Origin of the sequence: Shewanella sp. MBTL60-112-B2, from assembly GCF_019655055.1 — a bacterium.
Classification (GTDB): Bacteria; Pseudomonadota; Gammaproteobacteria; order Enterobacterales; family Shewanellaceae; genus Shewanella.
Genome location: NZ_BPFA01000003.1, coordinates 199,827 through 219,499, shown reverse-complemented (window position 1 = coordinate 219,499; position 19,673 = coordinate 199,827). Strand labels below are relative to the sequence as shown.

7 protein-coding genes are annotated in these 19,673 nt (G+C 45.6%); 2 read left to right on the top strand and 5 right to left on the bottom strand.

Annotated elements, in window-relative coordinates; genetic code table 11:
• Positions 1 to 203 precede the first annotated feature (203 nt).
• Together K5Q73_RS03250 and K5Q73_RS03245 are read left to right on the top strand one after the other, a co-directional pair.
• Positions 204 to 1,526 carry a sensor histidine kinase KdpD gene (locus K5Q73_RS03250; RefSeq protein ID WP_259650678.1) on the top strand — a complete coding sequence of 441 codons (1,323 nt, stop codon included), beginning with the start codon at positions 204 to 206 and terminating at the stop codon, positions 1,524 to 1,526.
• Positions 1,519 to 2,058 carry a response regulator transcription factor gene (locus K5Q73_RS03245; protein WP_220758966.1) on the top strand — a complete coding sequence of 180 codons (540 nt, stop codon included), beginning with the start codon at positions 1,519 to 1,521 and terminating at the stop codon, positions 2,056 to 2,058. Before K5Q73_RS03250 ends, K5Q73_RS03245 begins: the two co-directional genes overlap by 8 nt.
• Before the next feature lie 241 nt (positions 2,059 to 2,299).
• On the opposite strand, the gene K5Q73_RS03240 is transcribed toward K5Q73_RS03245, so the two are convergent.
• From K5Q73_RS03240 to K5Q73_RS03220, 5 genes are all read right to left on the bottom strand, one after another.
• Positions 2,300 to 3,448 carry a putative sulfate/molybdate transporter gene (locus K5Q73_RS03240; RefSeq protein WP_220758967.1) on the bottom strand — a complete coding sequence of 383 codons (1,149 nt, stop codon included), beginning with the start codon at positions 3,446 to 3,448 and terminating at the stop codon, positions 2,300 to 2,302.
• Positions 3,449 to 3,715: 267 nt separating this feature from the next.
• A complete protein-coding gene (locus K5Q73_RS03235; RefSeq protein WP_220766127.1) occupies positions 3,716 to 14,317 on the bottom strand; it encodes a VCBS domain-containing protein in 10,602 nt (3,533 codons plus the stop codon).
• A 13-nt stretch (positions 14,318 to 14,330) separates the two neighbouring features.
• The gene (locus K5Q73_RS03230; protein WP_220758969.1) at positions 14,331 to 15,656 is read right to left on the bottom strand and encodes an HlyD family type I secretion periplasmic adaptor subunit; all 1,326 of its coding nucleotides are present in this window, start codon (positions 15,654 to 15,656) and stop codon (positions 14,331 to 14,333) included.
• The gene (locus K5Q73_RS03225) at positions 15,649 to 17,775 is read right to left on the bottom strand and encodes a peptidase domain-containing ABC transporter (RefSeq protein WP_259650679.1); all 2,127 of its coding nucleotides are present in this window, start codon (positions 17,773 to 17,775) and stop codon (positions 15,649 to 15,651) included. Before K5Q73_RS03225 ends, K5Q73_RS03230 begins: the two co-directional genes overlap by 8 nt.
• Positions 17,776 to 17,780: 5 nt before the next feature.
• A complete protein-coding gene (locus K5Q73_RS03220; RefSeq protein WP_220758970.1) occupies positions 17,781 to 19,448 on the bottom strand; it encodes an ABC transporter transmembrane domain-containing protein in 1,668 nt (555 codons plus the stop codon).
• Positions 19,449 to 19,673: the final 225 nt, after the last annotated feature.

Here is a 19,673-nt window from a genome sequence, read left to right as displayed (position 1 = left end):
TGTGATATTCCCCACAGATAGCGTCAAACATCCAAAGGGCTGCAAGCTAAGCTGTGAGCGACTTGCCAGTTTAGAGATTAAAAGCAGGATATCTTTTAGCGTTGGATTAGCGTTGGAACAAAAACGCCTTGCAGCTGTATTGGTTTCTACAGCAAAAGCTTACCGTAAAAGATGTAAGTGATAACAAAAAAGAATGATTACCCATGATGACAATTAGCCCCATGATGAATACGCGTTTTAAAAACTTACTGATACGTAATCTTGGCGCGACCGACCAATTAGCGTTATTGAGATTTGCCGCCTTATTGCTGAAGATAGGCTTAACCTTTTTTGCTGCAGACACCTTTGGCTTGTCTCTGACTAGCCCTGTTCTCTACTGGGGAATGAGCCTAGAAGCTCTCTATTTAGGTTTTACTTTCTGGCATCGTGGAGCGATTGCACGCTCGGAGAACGGCTTTTTCATCGTGTTGCTGATTGATACTCTGTTTTGGATCTCCTGGCTCTACTTTACGGGAGGGGCTACCAACGCATTTATCTCTTTGTTGCTACTACCGATTGCAATCGCAGCGGTGGTACTGCCTCAGTGGGCACCTTGGGCCTTAGCCTTATTGTCGACCTTTGCCTATAGCTTGATGATTTTTTCCGTGCCAGAAAACCAGATGAAGCACCATGGTATGGACATGAGTTCTCACTATCTAGGGATGTGGTTTAACTTCTTGATTTCGGCATTAGTGCTGACTACCAGTGTGGCCTACATTGCGCAACGAATGCGTAAGCAGGAGGTGGAGTTAGGCTATATGCGCGAGGCGCAACTACGGCAAGAAAGGCTGTTAGCACTAGGTACCGCCTCGGCGCAGATGGCCCACCAATTAGCTACGCCACTAGCGAGTTTGCGCTTGCTGGTGGATGAAGCCGTAGAAGAACAAATCAGTGAGCCAGAGGTATTGCAAGAGATGAATACGGCTCTAGTCCGCTGTGAGCAAACATTGACCTCGCTGCGAACGGCTACCGAATCGATACGCCAGCAAAAGCAAAGCTTATTAACAGCTGATGAATTACTTGAAACTCTTAAACAGCAAGTTTTACTGCTAATGCCTGAGGTAGATTTACAGCTGAATAATACTACAGAGAGCCAAACTGAAGGGCATCCAGCTAAGGCCATAAAGACGGATGCCAGTTTGCTTCCAGCGCTGTTAGCATTAATTGAAAATGCCAGTAGTGCGAGTTTCGCTCACATAGGGGAGGCTAAGGTGGTTGTGTCGGTTATGGCCGCAGCAGACCGAAACAGACTGTGTATTTCTGTGAGGGACTATGGCGTAGGGATCCCTAAAAGTATGCAGCTGCAGCTTGGGCATAAATTGATTGAGAGCGAACGTGGCATGGGGATGGCACTGCTTTTAAGTAATGCTAGTTTTGAGCGTTTAGGCGGACAATTGCTATTAGGTAGCGCCAAAGAGGGGGGCACGGTTGCAGAGGTTTGTTTCCCAATTAGCCACGATAGCGCCAATGGAGAGCATCATGGCTAAAAAGTTACTGATTATTGAAGATGATACAGCGCTTGCAAGTGTGCTCGGAAGGCGGATGACTAAGCAAGGATTTGAATGTCAGCAATGTCACGATGCCACTCAAGGATTACTGCTAGCGAGACAATTTCGTCCGACTCACGTGCTGTTGGATATGAAGTTAGAGCAGGAGAACGGCCTTAAACTTATCTCACCGCTGAGGCAATTGCTCCCCGATGTAATCATGGTGCTGCTAACGGGATATGCCAGCATAGCCACGGCGGTGGAGGCCATTAGGTTAGGAGCCGATAACTATTTAGCCAAGCCGGTAGATACTCAAACCCTATTAAATGCACTATCTGTGACGTCATTTGATAATGATATGCAGCCGTTAGTTGAGGAGCCGTTATCGCCTAAGCGTTTAGAGTGGGAGCATATTCAGCAGGTACTCAATGCCAATAGCGGTAATGTATCAGCTACCGCTAGGCAGTTAGGCATGCACCGGCGCACACTGCAGCGAAAGTTATTAAAGAAACCAACGGCGGATCATCGTTAAGGCTATTTGGCAATACAGGTGTATTGGCCATTATTATGACTCGAATCGCTATATTGCCGGATTTAATGGGTGCGACTCCTTAGAGGGAATAGTCTGAGCAAGCTCTGCGACAAGTTGTAGCTGGATAATCGGACTGAAAGCTTTTGAAGAAGTGTTACCACAATACTTGGATTGAGCTCTCAAGTATTGTGGTCTATACAAGGCTAAAGCAGCGGCTTAAAGCGATGTTACTTGTGGCTCATTACGATTTTATATCTGAATAGATTAGCCATTGACGTCGGCCCATCTCAAGTACAATACCGGTTGCTAATCCGGCTGCGGTATTAACGAGTAAGCAGATAGTAGCCGTGGATAAAATCACAAAAATACAGAAAGGTTTACCGTCGATAAACCGCTGTGACCAAGCTAACTGAGTACCAGCAATAGCAAGCAAACTACCTAAAACTGCCAGCGGAATAAGTGATAATACACCAGCGATTCCTTGGCCCCAAAACGCCGCAATGAGTAAACAGGTACTACCAAAAATAGTCGGTGCTAACCAAGTACGTGCGCCAAAGTGATGCTGTACGGCGAGCCCTCCTGCGCCGTGGCACATGGCTGTGGCGCCAAAAGGTGCTAGCAATAAGTTGGCCCAGCCTGAGCTGGTGGCAAAGCGTTGAGGTGCAAAAGCTGCATCGCCATCTTCTGGAAACTTCTGTTTTGCCATCGCTGAAGTGGCGATAACGGCGTTGGTTAAAGTAAGAGCAAGCTGGGGTAACACCAATAAACCCGCGGCAGACGTCCATTCATCTATGCTTGGCCAAATAAATTGCCAAGGGGTTGAGACTGATAGATCGAAGCTCGGCGCTGTGCCGCTATTAAGCTGCCAAATAATGCCGAGTACGATGACAAGTGGCATTGCCAAGTAGCGCATTGGTAGGAACTTACTCGAAAATAATGCGATAAAAGCCACTAGACCAATAAGCCAAGTCTGACTCATCATCTGACTGCCCATCCAAATAAGCTGCAAACCGATTGCTAACTGAATACCGATACTGATGGCGGGAGACAACTGCTTTGCCATCCAAGTAATGGCGCCGCTGTATGCAAGGACTAATAGAATGATCCCCATTAACATGCCGCTGGCTTGTAGCATCCCCGGGGTTAACCCTTGCGCGATGACTAAAGCGGTAATGACCTTCATAGGTTGCACGGGGATTGGTCGACGGTAATAAAACGCGGTAAATAACGCAAATAGACCAAAGCCCATAAATATCCCTTGTGGGGAGAAATGGTTAAGGGCTATTAAACCTAGCGCGAGGGGGAGGAATGTACCTAAATCGGCGAAGGCGCCGCTAAACTCTCCTGAATACTTGTTAACACTATCAAATTTATTGGTCTTACATCTCATATAGCTTGCCGTGGGAAAAGAACGCTTTAACTATCGCAAGATTAGTGCCACATTTTACAAGAAAAATTGGGAGTAAAATGCTGTTAAGACGGCAATTGTCCAACCGAGTAGAGACAAGTTGACTAGGCTTAAAAACCAAAGTGGTCAATTGGTCTAATATTCGTGATAACTGAATTTTATAGAGCAATTTTGCTAGCAGACCGCAAAGCATAAGTTGAACAAACTTTATACTTTACAGAAAGCTAGCAGTAAGAAGCTGAAGTTTAATTAAGCTTGATTATGCATATCGTTAAGAGCCTGATGTAGTAGGTCATCATCACCTGTTTGAAGATCGCTTTGATGAGCAAGTTGATCGTCAAAGGGGGAAAGGTCGAGCTGCTTTTCATGTTTATCGTCATCAATTAGCGGGTTATCAAATGTATCCACGCGGGCAGTATCAAGCATATCGGTATGTGGATCATTACTCACTAATGTTTCAACTTGCGGTAAGTTATCAGTTGTAGCCGTTGATTCGCTAGCGTGCAGATCTTGCTGACTCATTCCAAGCATTTTTAAGTAATGATCTACAGGAGCTGAAGCCGTTAATGCTGCAGGTGAATCGTGGATATCGTTAGCTTGTACGTGACTTGAAATCGGCTCATCGGGTAACGAGGCCGCAGTATCACTTTGGAGGGCATCATCAACCAGATCAATATTCACTATGATATCGCTACTTTCTTGCGGGGCATCATTTGCGATGAGAGCTGGTGGAGGGGCTTGATGGCCAATAACTGGAGTCACCGTCATATCTAGCACTTCAGAGCCCAAAGTCAATTTGCCGCTATGGCCGGGACCATGGCTTAAAATGCTAACTTGAACATGCATGACTACATCGTTATGGTGCGAGCCTTGAAGGGCGACTTCAAATCTATCTTCGTGTACGCCAACATTCTGAGTACTCCCATGGGGACCAGTATGGGTATTTCCATGTTCTTGATAACTTAACTGACCGTTCTTAGGGTCAATCGTTAGCGTACCCCATTCGCTGGTATAGGACGTTTGGTAATGACCGTTGACTAAAATTTTCCAACCTTGCTCTGCGACAGGTACCGGAGTTTGCCCCGGAATGAGTGTTGGTACGCCTAATGAGGTTCCAATATGGTGACTGCCTGGCGGCGCAGTTACCACTATAGGTTCTGGTTTAGCGCTAGCAGCCATGTTTAAGGCTGAGCTCACGTTGCCGTGTTCATCGGTCATGATGGCTTTGATTATGCTACTCGGTGCGACTTCAATCTCAATTCCATGGGCTAGAGTGTTGGCATCAAGCAGATGATCAACACCGTTAATGTTTAAATGTTCGCCCACTTTGGCATCGGCTGCAGCATGCACCGTTGCGGTAATGGTTCCTGCATGCCCTTGTGCGATTTCGGTTTTGCTATAAAGGTTATCGCTACCAGGGGATTCGAAGCTGATCCTCGGTCTTCCTACTTGGATGTCGGTATCATACTGCAGAGTCTGACTCGCTTGAGCTGAGTTGCCAGCGTTATCTGAGGTACTCACGCTGGCTGATATCGATGAGTTTGACGCTAGCTCACTGCCTGCAACAACATTAAATTGACCATGACTATCAACCGTTCCTGTATAGTTTTGTTGATTAAGGGTTAGGGTTACCACATCCCCTTGATGAACATCGCCACCTACTTGGCCAGTAATGTTTATTGATGTATGGCTTTCTTGGGCATTAATAACATTATCGGCAGTAATAGGATCTATCGTAATGGATGCACTTACTTGGGTGTCGATAGAAAAAGCTTGAGTACCTGTTGTGGCACTGCCTAGGTTTCCGGCATGATCGGTCGTGATAATTGTTGCTTCAATTGAATGAACTTGCTGTTGTCCTACTGCGTAAATACTGTGGGTATTGGCTTTTATCAAGGTTTGGGCTGGAACAGCAATAACGTAATGTCCATTAGCATCCACCGTTGCGGTTAAAGCGCTAATAGTCGCACCGTTGATACTCAAACTCACTATATCCCCAGCATTGAAATCGCCACTTACCGTACCCGTTATATCAATATTTTGTGCCGACTCTGCCAAGTTAATAACATTGTCGGCAGTGACACTATCTACGCTGATATGTGGAATGGGGTTTTGGGTATCAACAATTAAGTTGGTTGAGATCTCAGGGGTTGCATTGCCGGCAAGATCCACTGAACCGATTTTGATCGGATAGTTGCCATCAGCACTAAAGTATCTTTGATGATCGCCTGCACTGACCGTTAAGCTCCAAGTGCCGTCACTGTGTATACTGGCTTCGCGGAAGTGATTGTTGCCAAAATCAATATAGACTCTGTCTCCAGCAGTGATATTAGAAGTGGTGCCGGTGATCACTAAGGGCTGGTTATTTTCTACTGCACTCAGGGCGTTGTCAGTTGAGATAGGGTTGACCGATACTGTCCCCGGAGTGGTGTCTAAGGTAAAACTAAAGTGCGTCGCAGCAGACTGATTGCCTGCAATGTCTGTTTGTCTAACGAGTAAATTGTTTACCCCTTCAGTTGGGTTAAACACTGTGCTCCAGCTGTGGCCACTGTCACTAGAGTATTCAACTTTAGCCCCCGCCTCAGAGTGAATTGATAACCTCGAGTCTTTGGTGAACAGATCGGCAGTCGGGTGGATTTCACCACTGGTATCGTGGCGTAAACTCACCGTTGGGGCACTAACTTGGTTATCTAAGGTAAAGCTCATCGATGTACTTGCAGACATGTTGCCAGCGTTATCGGTCTGCCGCACTGTGACTGTGTTGGTGCCTGCAACGGGAGTAAAGCTTTGACTCCAATGCACGCCATTGTCGGTTGAATATTCCACTGTAGCGCCAACCTCTTGTCCGCTAATTGTTAATGCGCCGTCATTGGTGATTAAATCAGTGGATAGGCCACTATCGTTAGTCAAACTTAAACCCAGTGTTGCTACAGTGATATCGGCACTTGGGGCTACAGAGCTAGTTAAACTTGAGTGATTACCAACAGAGTCAATAATACTGGCCGTCAAGGTTGAACCAGGAGCTATTTCAACATTTACCTGACCTGCTAAGAACTCAGCGTGAGTGAGCGTGTGCGGCACACCATTAATCACTAAGGTATCTGAAGAATAGGAATCATTTGGAAGGTAAATTGTTGCTGTAATGGTATTGGCTGCGCCTGCTGCAACTTCTGCGGCATTGTAAACGTTATCGCTACCCGTGCTTTCGAAGCTGATGCTAGGTGGATTGGCGTGAGTATCAACAGAGAAGTGATCATAATTGCCTGAGTATCCTGCAGGCGTTTGGTTGCCAGCGTTATCGGTGGCTTGAATAAAGGCGGTATAAGCGCCATCGGGTAGGTTAGTTGCATCAACACTGTAGCCACCTTTGCCGTCTAAGTTTGCATGTAATGTCTCTAAAATATGGCTGCCTTGCTTGATGATGATATCGACCTTGGCAGTATCTAAGCTAACCGTGCCACTGAACGTGGGCTGATGGGTGGATTCTGTTTTTAAGTTCACTTTAGCAATAGTGGGAGCAGTATAGTCGACCTCAATAGCGAGCTGTTCTCGGCTTTGATTACCTGCGTTATCTGTTGCCTCAACTGTCAGAGTATGCATGCCTTCGCTAAGTTGATTGGCGGTAAATTGATACTGACCATTGGCATTGCTGCTGCCGGAAGCAAGGATGTTACCGTGCTCGTCGGTAATGCTAATTGTGCTATTGGCTTCGGCAACGCCTGTAACAATGGGACTATGTATGTTAGTGAGGTTATCTGTATTGGAAGTGCCAGAGTCTGAATGAGCGGCTAAATCAATTGAAGGCGTTGCTGTAACACTATCAATTTTGATATCAAGTACTGGTGACACCGCCGGTAATACAGATGATGGGGCGAGGGCTTTAGCTGACAAGCTATGGTGGCCATCTGTTAATGTTGACAGTGTCGCGGTGTAATTACCATTGGCATCAGATAAGGCATGGCCAACAGGATGATTAGCATCGTAAATGGTTACACGAGAGAAAGGAATATCGGTGTGGCCAGTGATGTTAGGTGTGGTGTCTGAGGTTAAGTCATCGATATGACTTTTGCCTGTGTCACTGGTTGCACTGAGATCGATACTGACATGATTTATTGGCGGCGTAGCGACAATATGTCCAGTTGGCAAGCTGCTAGTCACTACGGGGTGCTGAGGGACTTGGCTGGTGATAACAATACTACCCGTTGATGTGCTACTTACCGTGGCTTGTGGATTAAAGGTAATAAATTGGCTTGTTATGCCGCCATGATTGTCGCTCACTTGCACTTCGAAAACATCGACTCCAGAGTAGGTTGCTGTTGCGCTGTTATAGCTCATATGAGCGACTGAACTATTTTGGGTGTACTGGTAAGCACCTGTTTGTGGATCGATGCTTAAACTACCAAAGTCCCCTATCGCTAACGGCGTGGAATAAGTGAGGGTATCTCCAGTGTCGACGTCGGTGGCAACTAGTTTGCCTTGGGTATGGCTGGTTTGGTTTATTGTCAGGGTTGGCAGATCATTCACCGCCGTAACGTTTAATATTGCAGTATGGGCTGTTGAATCTTGATGTCCATCGTTTACCGTATAACTAAAATGCACATCGCCATTAAAGTTTGCCGAAGGTTTAAAGACCAACTGATCGATATTTTTCGCGCTAATGGTTTGTCCTTGGGTAACGGCTTGACCATTTAACTCTAAGCTACCAGATGTTGGGTCGGGTAACTGAGTAATACTGAGATGGTCCAAGGCGTCATTGTCACTATCTTGATAACCAAAACTTGCGCGATTAAATTGGAAATCAGTATCTTCCGCAGTACTGACATTTAAGGTTTGCACAGTAGGTTGATGGTTGGCGTTGAGATGAATGTTCAGCGTATTTTGGCTGTTATCTTGGTAATCACCATGGGCATCAACCACTCGGTAAATAAACCCAGGAACATCGCCAGTAAAGCTACTCTCTGGAGTAAAGCGATAGTCGCCGTTTGCTGCAATATGGATTTGGCCAACACCGGTAATCGACACATCCTGCCCCGTATGAACTGTGATGTAGTGATGCGTCGTTGGATCTTTAAATTGCACATCTTGTAAAGTGAGCTGTGCACCATCGTCTATATCGCTTGCACCTTGAAGCAAGTTGCCCGTGACTGGACCACTATACTGATCCGAGTTTGCGCTGAAACTATGAATAATAGGTTTATCACTGGTGCCGCTGATAATGACTTGTGCTTGTTGGCTCGATTGGTGAGTGTTACTGCCACTGCTTTCTTGTAGCTGGTAGTTGACCCAGATTTTATGTTGAACGCCATTGGCTAAGTGATCAAAGCTTGAGTGAGCAGGGTCGACTTCTAAGGTGTGTCCATCTGCTGCTAGGCTAAACCCTGCCGGGATTTGGCTAGTAAAATTGATACCATCAGTAGAGTATTGTAATTGGCTAATTTGATTACCTTGAATGCCAGCATAAAGATCTAATCCTTGGGTTGTGCCCGCTTCTTGTAGTTGTAGAGTCGGCGTGTCGGTATGGCCGTGAATGGTAATCGCAATAGTCTTGCTCGCTGTGCCATCGGGAGAGGTGACTGTCAGGGTATCGGTGAGTTGCTGCCCGGCATTTAAGCCATTGACTGCGGGAGAGGCGTTGTTGAGTGCATAATGCCAACTACCGTTATCATCTAATGTGAGTTGACCGTATTGGCCTAGTATTTGAGTATTGGCTGCGAACTTTTCTTCGCCAGTATCGGGATCGATTAAGGTCAATTGACCTGATATTGTGCTGGTGGCTGAATCTTCAGTAATTGAAGCACTGCTACTGGACTGTGTCTGTCCATCAATGGTAGCTGCATCATTGACAGGAGTTATATGCAGAGTATTAGTCGCTTTGGCCGAATCGGCATGGCCATCATTTACTGTGTATTTAAATTGCACATTACCATTAAAGTCTTTGGCCGGAACAAACTGCAGTTTACTTATATCTGCAGTGGTAATACTTTGGCCTGCGGTAATATCGTGGCCATCTAAGGCAAACTTACCTTGTGATGCAGGTGGTAGGTCTGTGATTGCTATGGAATGTAACGTGTCGCCAGTATCGATATCTGTGAATCCAAACTGACTAGCTTGCATTTGGTAATGCGTGTCTTCAGTACCGTTACTGAGCACAACTTGAGTAACTGTTGGCCTATCGTTGCTACCTACAACGTCAATGTGTAACTCGTATGCCGTTCCATCATAGCTATGAACACGGTAGACAACAGTTTCCGTTTGTCCTTGGGCAAGATGCTGCAGAGCTGCATTATTAACGCTATAACCCCAATTGCCGGCACTGTCTATTCGTAGCATGCCGCCGAACGGATCGTGTATAGCGGATTCACCAAACTGGCTGTATTGGAATTTATCCTCTCCGCTGTCTGGATCAATAACTTGTAGTTGCCCATTTGCGAGTTCAGTTGTAACGCCTGCATTGTGTCTGCTATGTGGCCCATCTTCAATGACATGCCCAGTTGTTACTTCTGAAATGATGGCGCCGTCAGGTGTGGCTGTGAGTGTGGTGGAAGCGCCAGTATGCGTAATACCACCATGAGCATCTGTCACGTCATAGCTAAAATGAGCTTTGCCGTTATAGTCTTTGGTTGGGGTAAAGGTGTATGTGCCGTCCTTATTATCAACAACAGAGCCGTGATCGACTAACAGATTTGCAATGGAAAGCTTGCCTGCGTCATTAACATCAACGTCGATAGTATTGGCAAGTAAATCGGCTTTGCTGAAAGTAAGCGTTGTATCTTCTGTGCTTGTAGCAAGTGTTACTTCAGAACTGATATAAGGTCTATCATTATCGCCATGAATGGTAATGACTATGTCGTGAGCAGTACCATCTTTAGAGTATACGGTAATGGTGTCGGTTAGGGTTTGATTGTCACCTAACTCATCAATGGTAGTACCGATAGTTGTTTTACGATTACCAACCCAATCAACACTCCCAACGGTGACATGGTAATGCCAAGTACCATCTGGGTTTAATAGTAAGTGACCATATTGACCATGATAAGAGTTATTCCAAGCACCACCTTTAGAGTCAAATTGAGATTCACCAGTATCTGGGTCAACAATATCCAATTTACCATCAGCAGTTAATGCAGATTGCCCTAGTTTCGCCATGCCAGGTTGTGCGTAATCTGGTGACATATCACCATAGCTGCCGTGACCTTCATCGACATTACCTGTATCAACGCCACTTATTATTGCAGCGTTGTTTACCCCTGTTATGGTGAACGACAGGGGGTGAGTCGCGCTGGCATTATGCTCATCTGTCACGGTGACTGGAATAGTGAGTGTTTTTGTCGCCCCTGAGGCCAGTGATTGATAACTTGCATGGCTAGGGTCAAAGCTATAGCTTCCATCAGAGTTAAATATAAGCCCATCGATTTTTGGGGCTGAGTAATGAAGTTGCGCACCAGTATCAATATCTTGGCCGACCATCTGGCCCTGTAATAGAGTGCCGCCTTCAACAACTGTATGCGATTGTGCTGCAATCGTTGGCTTATCATTGGTTCCGTGTACCGTGAGCTCTATGGTGTGGGTTGTACCATCGGCAGATCGAATAACCGCTGAATCTTGTTTGGTCTCTCCTGCGGCGAGATTCTGAATATTGCGATTATCTAAGGTGTAAGTGTAGTGGCCATCTCGCATTAGCAGTATGTGCCCACCTAGCTTGGTGTCGTAACCTATGCCTTGGTAAGTTTGCGACCCAATATTGGGATCAAGCGAGCCTTCACCTTTATCAGGATCTTGAATATTTAACTTACCATCATAGTGCAGGTTATAGTGGGTATCGATATAACCACGATCTTCGGTGACACCTCTAGCGTCAAGGTTTGCTTGAGCGTCGCTAATCACCGCTTTATCGTCAGTGCCGTTAATGGTCACACTAATCTTCTGTTCGGTGCCATCAACGGAATGCACCAATACTGTATCGGTGAGTGACTCACCAGTCTTCAGGCCTTGAATACTGGCCTGCGAGTTATCTGCAGTGTAAGTCCAGTGACCAAGATTGTTGATTGATAGTGTGCCGAATTGACCTTGCAGTGACTCAGCAGTGAATTGCGCTTGACCGTTATCGGTATCAAGGACGTTAAGTACGCCATCAACACGAAGTTGCCCTGAATGAACATCTTTATCTTCGGTTAGATTTGCCGTCGAGGTCCCCGCGATCACTGCTTTATCATCAGTGCCATTGATGGTAACGCTAATCTTCTGCTCGGTGCCATCAACGGAGTGAACCAATAAGGTTTCAGTGAGTTGCTCTCCGGTTTTCAAGCCTTGAATAACCGCTTGGGAATTATCTGCGGTATAGATCCAGTGACCAAGATTGTTGATAGACAGAGTACCGAACTGGCCTTGTAAACTTGTCGCTTGGAACTGCGCCTGACCGTTATCGAGATCGGTAACAATAAGCGCTCCATCGACTCGCAGTTGTCCGCTATGAACGTCTTTATCTTCGGTGAGTGATGCTGATGAGGTTCCCGCAATGTGGGCTTTGTCATCAGTGCCGTTAATGGTTACCGTGATTTTTTGCTCGGTGCCATCGACTGAGTGCACTAGTAAAGTCTCGGTGAGTGACTCACCTGTTTTTAATCCTTGAATAGCTGCTTGCGAGTTGTCAGCGGTGTAAGTCCAGTGGCCGAGGTTATTGATTGATAACGTACCGAAGCTTCCTTGCAGTGATTCTGCTTGGAATTGCGCTTGGCCATTATCAGCATCGGTGACAGTTAACGCACCATCAACTCTAAGCTGCCCGCTGTGGACATCTTTATCTTCGGTAAGGCTTGCTGTCGAGGTACCCGCGATCACTGCTTTATCGTCAGTGCCATTAATGGTCATTGTGATTTTTTGCTCGGTGCCATCGACTGAGTGCACTAGCAAAGTATCGGTTAATGACTCTCCCGATTTGAGCCCTTGAATGACCGCTTGCGAGTTATCCGCGGTGTAAGTCCAATGACCAAGATTATTGATTGATAACGTACCGAATTGACCTTGTAATGACTCCGCACTGAACTGGGCTTGGCCATTGTCTAAATCGGTAACGCTGAGTGCGCCATCGACACGAAGTTGCCCTGAATGAACATCTTTATCTTCGGTTAGGTTTGCCGTCGATGTCCCCGCGATCACCGCCTTATCGTCAGTGCCGTTAATGATCACTGTGATTTTTTGCTCGGTGCCATCAACGGAATACACTAGCACAGTATCTGTGAGTGACTCTCCGCTTTTTAAACCTTGGATCTGGCTGTTATTATTACCTGCTGTATATTGCCATTCACCGCTAGCTGTAATAGAAAATTGACCATATTGCCCTGAGTAATTGTCAGCGAGAAATTGGCTTTGACCGGCATCAGGATCAATGGCTGTGAGTGTTCCGTTTGCATGCAATAATCCAGCACTATCGACATGGTGATCTTCTGTTATTGAAGCGCTATTTATTCCGCCTATTTGTGCAGATTGATTTTTACCATGGATTTCGATGCTAATACTTTGAGTAACTTGCTGACCAGAGCTATCTGTTACCATCACGGTAAATTGTTCTGTAGCTTTATCACCTTGATTTAGTGATTGAGTCTTAGGTGATTGGTTATCAAGTTGGTAGTGCCACTGCCCTGTTTGCGAGTCGATAACGAGCTGGCCAAATTGGCCTTGGTTTTGCGATACACTCCAAGATGCTGTGTCATTATGATCTGGGTCAGTAGCAAGTAACTGCCCAGATACGGTATCTATACTGCCCATTTCATTTAACGATGCATGATGAATGCCTGAAATAGTGGGCAGATCATTACTCCCTTCAACAGCAACAGCAATAACACTGTTGACTTGGTGGCCTTGAGCGTCAGTAGCAGTAACAACAAATTGTTCTGTATGTTGTTCACCGGCAACTAAGGTATCAGTCGAGTTTAATGTGTTGTTGAGATGGTAGTGCCACTGACCCGTTTGTCCGTCAAGAGTGAGTTGACCAAATTGGCCTTGTGCTTGATTAGCCGACCAAGTTACCGATTGGCTAGTATCTCCATGAGCCACTAATGAACCTTGAACTGTATCGACTGATGAGTCTTCTTTAACTTGTTGAATTTGTTGTTGACTGTCGATAGTTAATGGCTTTTCATTAGTGCCAGTGCCAGTGCCAGTGCCAGTGCCAGTGCCAGTGCCAGCCGTTAAGGGCACGGTTGTCGCCGTGGTGCCCGGTAAAATATCGGGAGTGTGCGGTAGTGTGGTAGGTGCAAGTTGAGAATGATGTAGCTGTAAAGCTACAGTAAAATGCGGCTGCTGATGTTCATTGGCACTAAAGGTTAGAGCTTGCCCTAAGTTAGTTAGCTCAGGTGCTTGGGCATTTTCATTGCGAAAATTAGCGCCTGAAGCTAAGCCCGTTGTTTCGGTTGAGCCTATTGGTCTAGCAGCTTTATTGGCTGCTGTCTGCTCTGCTTGCGAGGTTTGATTTGCTGAATCACTTTCGGTCTCGGTAACATTATTCGCTTCTGATTGGGGGCTGTTACTGTTGAGATCCGCTAACGCCTGACTATCGGTTTCAAGGTTTGTGGTATCTATGTTGTCAGCAATATTTGCACTAGAGCGATCAAGCGTATTTGTTGAAGCGTTGGTTTGAGTTGACCATGACTTGTCTGCGACCAGATCTTTATTGGCTATTTGCTCAGCTTTACCACCGTCTCTAAATTCTTTGGCTTTTAGACGTTTTGCGTCTTTGTCTAGTTGCTCTGCTTTTTTTGCTGATTGTTGTAAGCGCTTTTTGTGTTCAATTTTATCATCGCTTTTAGGTGCAGATTGAGAAGCTGAATCGCGCTTATTATCGTTGTTACTCATGGGTAGCCTCTCTTTATCGTTCGCCAAAAGCTTCGGTTACGTTGGTGAATACGGGTTTCCAAAGGTATTGAAAGACGGTCTTATCGCCAGTGACAATATCGGCCTCGCCAGTCATGCCGGGGATCAAGTCAAATTGCCCCGGTTTATCTGAAAAGTAAGGCTTATCGATAGAAATTTGCACCTTATAGAACACACCACCTTTTTCATCTGCGTCGGTACTGGGGGAAATACGTTTCACTACGCCATCTAAAGCGCCGTAACGGCTGTAATCAAAAGCATCAATCTTGATGCGCACGGGTTGGCCAACCCTTACAAAACCTATATCTCGAGGTGAAAGCTTAGCTTCCATTAAACCTGTTTTAGTCATAGGTACAATGACTGCTACCGTACCCCCAGGCTGAATAACACTGCCTGATGAGGTTGATGGTATTGATTGAATAATGCCGTCTACTGGCGCGGTTATGGTGTTTTGCGAAACTAGCGAACCGGAAGATTTTAATCTAGCGATAATTCCTAACAGCTCAGCTTGAGCCTCGGTGCGCCTCTCTCCAACCTCCTTGATTAAGGTCGCTTGTTTTTGGTTGAGTTGTTGCTCCAGATTAACCACATTTTTGGCCAATACTTGCTGCTTACTCTCCATTCCTCTTAATTCGCGCATGTAAGAGTCGAGCTTTTGTTGAGACTCTAAAATACGTAACTTAGAGACCGCTTGCTCTTCTGTTACCGAATTCATCATTTTTAAGGTTTGTTTCGCGGTATTGATTTGATCACTAAGGGGCTCAATTTCGGCTTTTAAACCATCAAGCTCCGCTTGTGATTTGGCAATGTCAGACTCTGATAGACTCGCCATAGCTAAGCGTTCTTCATTCATGCGTTTTAGCGAAGAATGATGTAATTTAACTAATTGCGGATATGCCTCTATGAACTCACTAAAGTCGGCATCTCGCTCATTAATGTAAGCATCATAACGTTCAATCCTTAAGAGTAAATTTGCCCGTTTACTGGCCAGTTCTTCCTCTGCTGACTTACTATCGATGGCGACAAAACTAGCCAATACATCACCTGTTTTTACCACATCGCCTTCTTCTACAATCACCGAAGCAATAGTGCCACCTGTTTGGCTCTGTATGACCTGTCTATGACCTAATGGCACAACTTGGCCTTTAGATTTTGAGATCTCCTCTACTTGAGCAAAAATAGACCAAAGCAACATGATGAGTACAGAACCCGTTATTAAAAATATAATTCGCTTAATAAATTTACGTTCTGTGGGAGCTTCAATCGCATCGGTAAACTCATGCTCTGGGTAAACTCGATTTGCCAGTTGACGATTATCCATGTGAGTTTTCCTCCTGCGAATTTGCAGCTTGAGATTGATTTTGATCAGGAATAGGGCCCGCATATACAACAGCCCCTTTATCAAGGATCACCACCTTATCAGCCTGCTGAATCAGCTCTTGGTCGTGACTAGTAAATAGCACTGTTGCTTTGCCCTTTAGCTCTTTAAAAGTATTAAGCAGTGCAGCTTTAGCTGCAGGATTACGGTTAGCAATGGGCTCATCTAAGATGATAAGGGTCGATTGTTTTAGCAGTGCCCGAGCTAAACTGATGTAACTGCCTTCGACTGCAGACAACAAGGTATGACCACGATTAAATAGGTCGATATTTAAGTCATTATTGAGTGCAGCAAATAATGAGCTGCCCCCTGCGGCAAAAAGGGCTTTAATTAGCTCTTCATCTGTTGCATCTGGTTTAGCAATTCTAAGGTTTTCAGCCAAGCTTCCCGGAAATAGATCGGGCTCAGCAGGGCAAAATGCCGCCCATAATCTAAAAGTCTCAGGGTCGTACTGTTTAAGGTTTTTGTCATTGACTGTGATGTAGCCAGCTTGCGCTTCGGCAACGCCCATAGCCGCAAGTAACATAGAGGTTTTACCACAGGCATTAGGGCCGATAATGGCAACGTTTTCACCGGGAGCTATATCCACAGAAACCCCAGCAAGAGCTGGCTCAGTCTCGGCGCTATAGCGTAAGGTGACATGCTGGAAACTAATCGCAGGAGCACTATCTGTGGCGGGGGTATCTAAGCGTAACTCGCTATGCTCAGTACCCGCTTGCATAAAGCGGTCAAACTGCTTAATTGCCGAGTCCATCATGGTGATCTTTTGACTAGACGAGAAGGCCAATTGTGCAGGGCCGGTAATTCGCCAGATCAGCATCACACAAGCAATCAAGGCGCCAGGGCTAATGCTCTGGTTTAACACTAAAAAAATGCCGGTGAAAACCGTCACTAGCGCGGTTAGTAGGCTCATTGCATGAGCGACCGCAGCATTAAGGCCATTGCGCTTGGCGTATAAAAAATTTTGCCGACAGTTTTCTTTGCATTGACGTGCAAATTTAGTATTCCACCCCTCGGTGTCACCACTGGTTTTTAGTTGAAGCAGGTTTTTGGCGAGTTCGTTGACTGAATTTTGATAATCACTACTGATTGTTGGTGAGGCGGACTGGGCATATTTATTGACTGCTTTCATAACAATATAAAACAGCAATAACATCACTATCGGTACTAATACTAACCATCCGCTCAATAGGGCGATAGTGACAAAGGCTATCAAGGTAAAGGGAAGATCGACTAGGCCTGCACCACCAGGGCCAGATAATAAAGTTCGCACTTTTTCAGCATTGCGCATTCTTGCAATATGATTTGATAAGCCCACTCGTGATAGCACCATTAACGGCATGCTAAGCAAGCGTCTAAAGGTGATGTCAGATAAGTCGCGAGCAAATCGATTGCTGACCGTAGCTAGCAGGTTAGCTCGAGTAAGACGGCTAGAAATCAATATCGCTAGCGCCAATGCGGCGCCAAGTGCAATGCTTGGTAATACGTTGGGAGCTTGACCACCGATAACCTTATCGTAAACCGCCATAGTAAATAGCGGCACAGCAAGGCCAGTAATACTCGACAATAAACTTAACCAAAACACGGGCCGGTACCACTTGGTTCTTTTGCTCATGTGGGCTGCAAAAGCACGTGCATTTTGCTTGCTGCTGGGCAGTGACTCAATCACAAAGATATGGCTTGCTTTTGGCAGTGCTGCATAATCTATTTGTTGCCATTGATTACTTGTACGATCATGCTTTTCAATGGCTTCGCCGTGTCTACGAGCCAAAAAGGCTGGCTCACTATCAGGTACAACAATAAAAGGATGGATAGACTGAGACAGTGCGCTTTGATGCAGCTTATAGACTGAAAAGTCCAGATGGTGTTTCTTCAGTAACCCCGCAAGCTGAGCAGTATCGATACTTTCAATTGCTTTATCGTTAATCAGGTTTGTGGCTTGAGCGTATAGTCCTAGTTGCTGCAAAAGGGCGACTAGAATGGTTTTTAATTCAGTGCTATTAGAGGAGTCTGCCGTCCTTTGAGTTGGGCTATCAGGATGAATCATAGTGCTACCAGTCATTGTTTTCATCCTTTTGTAGTGGTTGTTGCAGTCGTTGGTGCCAGCAGCTCTGCTTGGCCTTGTGGGGTGATATTGACTCTTAAATCACTTATCTCGGCTAGCGTGGTAAAGTGAGACGCGCAAATAATGGTCATTTTTCCTCTATATCGGGTGAGCAGGGTCAGTAGCCTCGCTTGGGAGTCTGCATCGAGTGAGATCATCGGCTCATCAAGTAATAAAATGGAAGGGGATTGCACTATTGAACGGACGATGGCGAGTAGCTTTATAGCGCCTTTATTGAGCATTTGGCTGTCATTAACACCCACCTCTGTTTGGTAACCCGCGGGTAACTTGGCGATGCTCATTGTTAGCCCGAGGTGCTCTGCAATTTCCATCGCTAACGACTCTTTTTCAGGCCTAAATAGGGTCATGTTTTCTAATAAGCTGCCTGCAAAGAGTGTTGGCCAAGGTGCAACGTAGGTAACGGATTGGCGATACTCATCGACGCTATGTTCATGCTGGGCAACACCTGCGATATGGATAGCTCCTTGCTCTAGGTGATGAAATACACCGACTACGCTGAGTAACAAGCTGGCATGAGTGAGTGGGTCTGAGGTGATACAAACTAAACTGCCTGGTTTAATCTCAAGATTAAATTCACTGAGTTTTGCGCCAACTTGGCTACTTGCCACATCTACAAAAGTGATAGGGCCAAGAGGGAGCTTTTGTTGATATTGCACATTTGCGTTAAATGATTCTTGTGGCAACTTAGCTAAGTCATCGACATGGGACATGGCTGTTTTAGCGCTGGCGAGTCTTGAACGTAAGCTAATGATGGCACTTAAGGGAGCGATAGCGCGCCCGGCTAATATTGAACATGCGGCTAGTCCACCCGTGGTTAAGTTGCCGTTGAGCACCTCTAAACAGCCAATAAGTACAATCAATAGTGTGGTTGCTTGAGACGCTCCTTGTATTAATTCCTGTAACTTAGAAGACAACCAATCTACTTGCTGCTGGGCTGCTAGGCGGCGATAGTTTATTTCGCTGTAGCTTGATGCGAGACGTGACTCCATCGCTAAAGCTTTGGCTGTGGTTAACCCTGAAAGCACCAGTATCAACATGCGTGAGCGTTCACTATCTGATAGCGCAAGATGCTGAGTGGCTAAAGTGAGTTTTTTGCCAATAAATAACACCATCACTCCTATAAGTGCCCAAACCGCAATAGGAATAAACACCAAAGGCCCACCAATGTACGCGACTAAAGCTAAAAATATCAGTACGAAAGGAAAATCCATTAAGGCGACTAAGGCTTGGCCTGAATAGAGTTCACGCATAGCTGCAATGCCAGAAAGGCCGTTATAAACCTTACCAGTACCCAGCTTTTCGACATGGTGATAATCCGATCGCATTAACGCAGTCACAACTTTAGTGGTGGTTTGCAGCTCAAAGTTGGCAGCCGATGAGGCCAGCATCCAGCTACGGGCGTAACGTAAAATCAGTTCAAGTAATATAGCCACAGCAACAGCAGATGCCAGCACACTGGCGGTGCCGTAGCCCTGATTAGGTAAGATCCTGTCGTAAATTTGTAGCATGGTGAAAGGTAAAGCGAGAGATAGGAGGTTGATAAATGTTGATGACAGCAAAAGCTCTGCCCAAGCGCGATTAGCTGTTATTAGACTGAAGTTTTCTCTCATTGTTTACCTCATCCTTGGATAAATCAAATCATAGTTTTAGACACGTCACTTGGCGGTTAGCTCAAATACACCTTTGTACTTTTGGTGGTTGGATACGATTTAACTTAACAGCAAATTTGTCGTTTGTGTATGGATTTGTAGATGATTTTTAAACTAATTTTTATCGTCTATAGAGCATAGCAGAGAGCTGAGAATATGAAGGTTTACAGTAAAGCTAAAAGTGAG

Coding starts and splice junctions, on each gene's coding strand:
- K5Q73_RS03230 (WP_220758969.1), bottom strand. CDS start 15,656: ATGGATAATCGTCAACTGGCAAATCGAGTTTACCCAGAGCATGAGTTT.
- K5Q73_RS03240 (WP_220758967.1), bottom strand. CDS start 3,448: ATGAGATGTAAGACCAATAAATTTGATAGTGTTAACAAGTATTCAGGA.
- K5Q73_RS03225 (WP_259650679.1), bottom strand. CDS start 17,775: ATGACTGGTAGCACTATGATTCATCCTGATAGCCCAACTCAAAGGACG.
- K5Q73_RS03250 (WP_259650678.1), top strand. CDS start 204: ATGATGACAATTAGCCCCATGATGAATACGCGTTTTAAAAACTTACTG.
- K5Q73_RS03220 (WP_220758970.1), bottom strand. CDS start 19,448: ATGAGAGAAAACTTCAGTCTAATAACAGCTAATCGCGCTTGGGCAGAG.
- K5Q73_RS03235 (WP_220766127.1), bottom strand. CDS start 14,317: ATGAGTAACAACGATAATAAGCGCGATTCAGCTTCTCAATCTGCACCT.
- K5Q73_RS03245 (WP_220758966.1), top strand. CDS start 1,519: ATGGCTAAAAAGTTACTGATTATTGAAGATGATACAGCGCTTGCAAGT.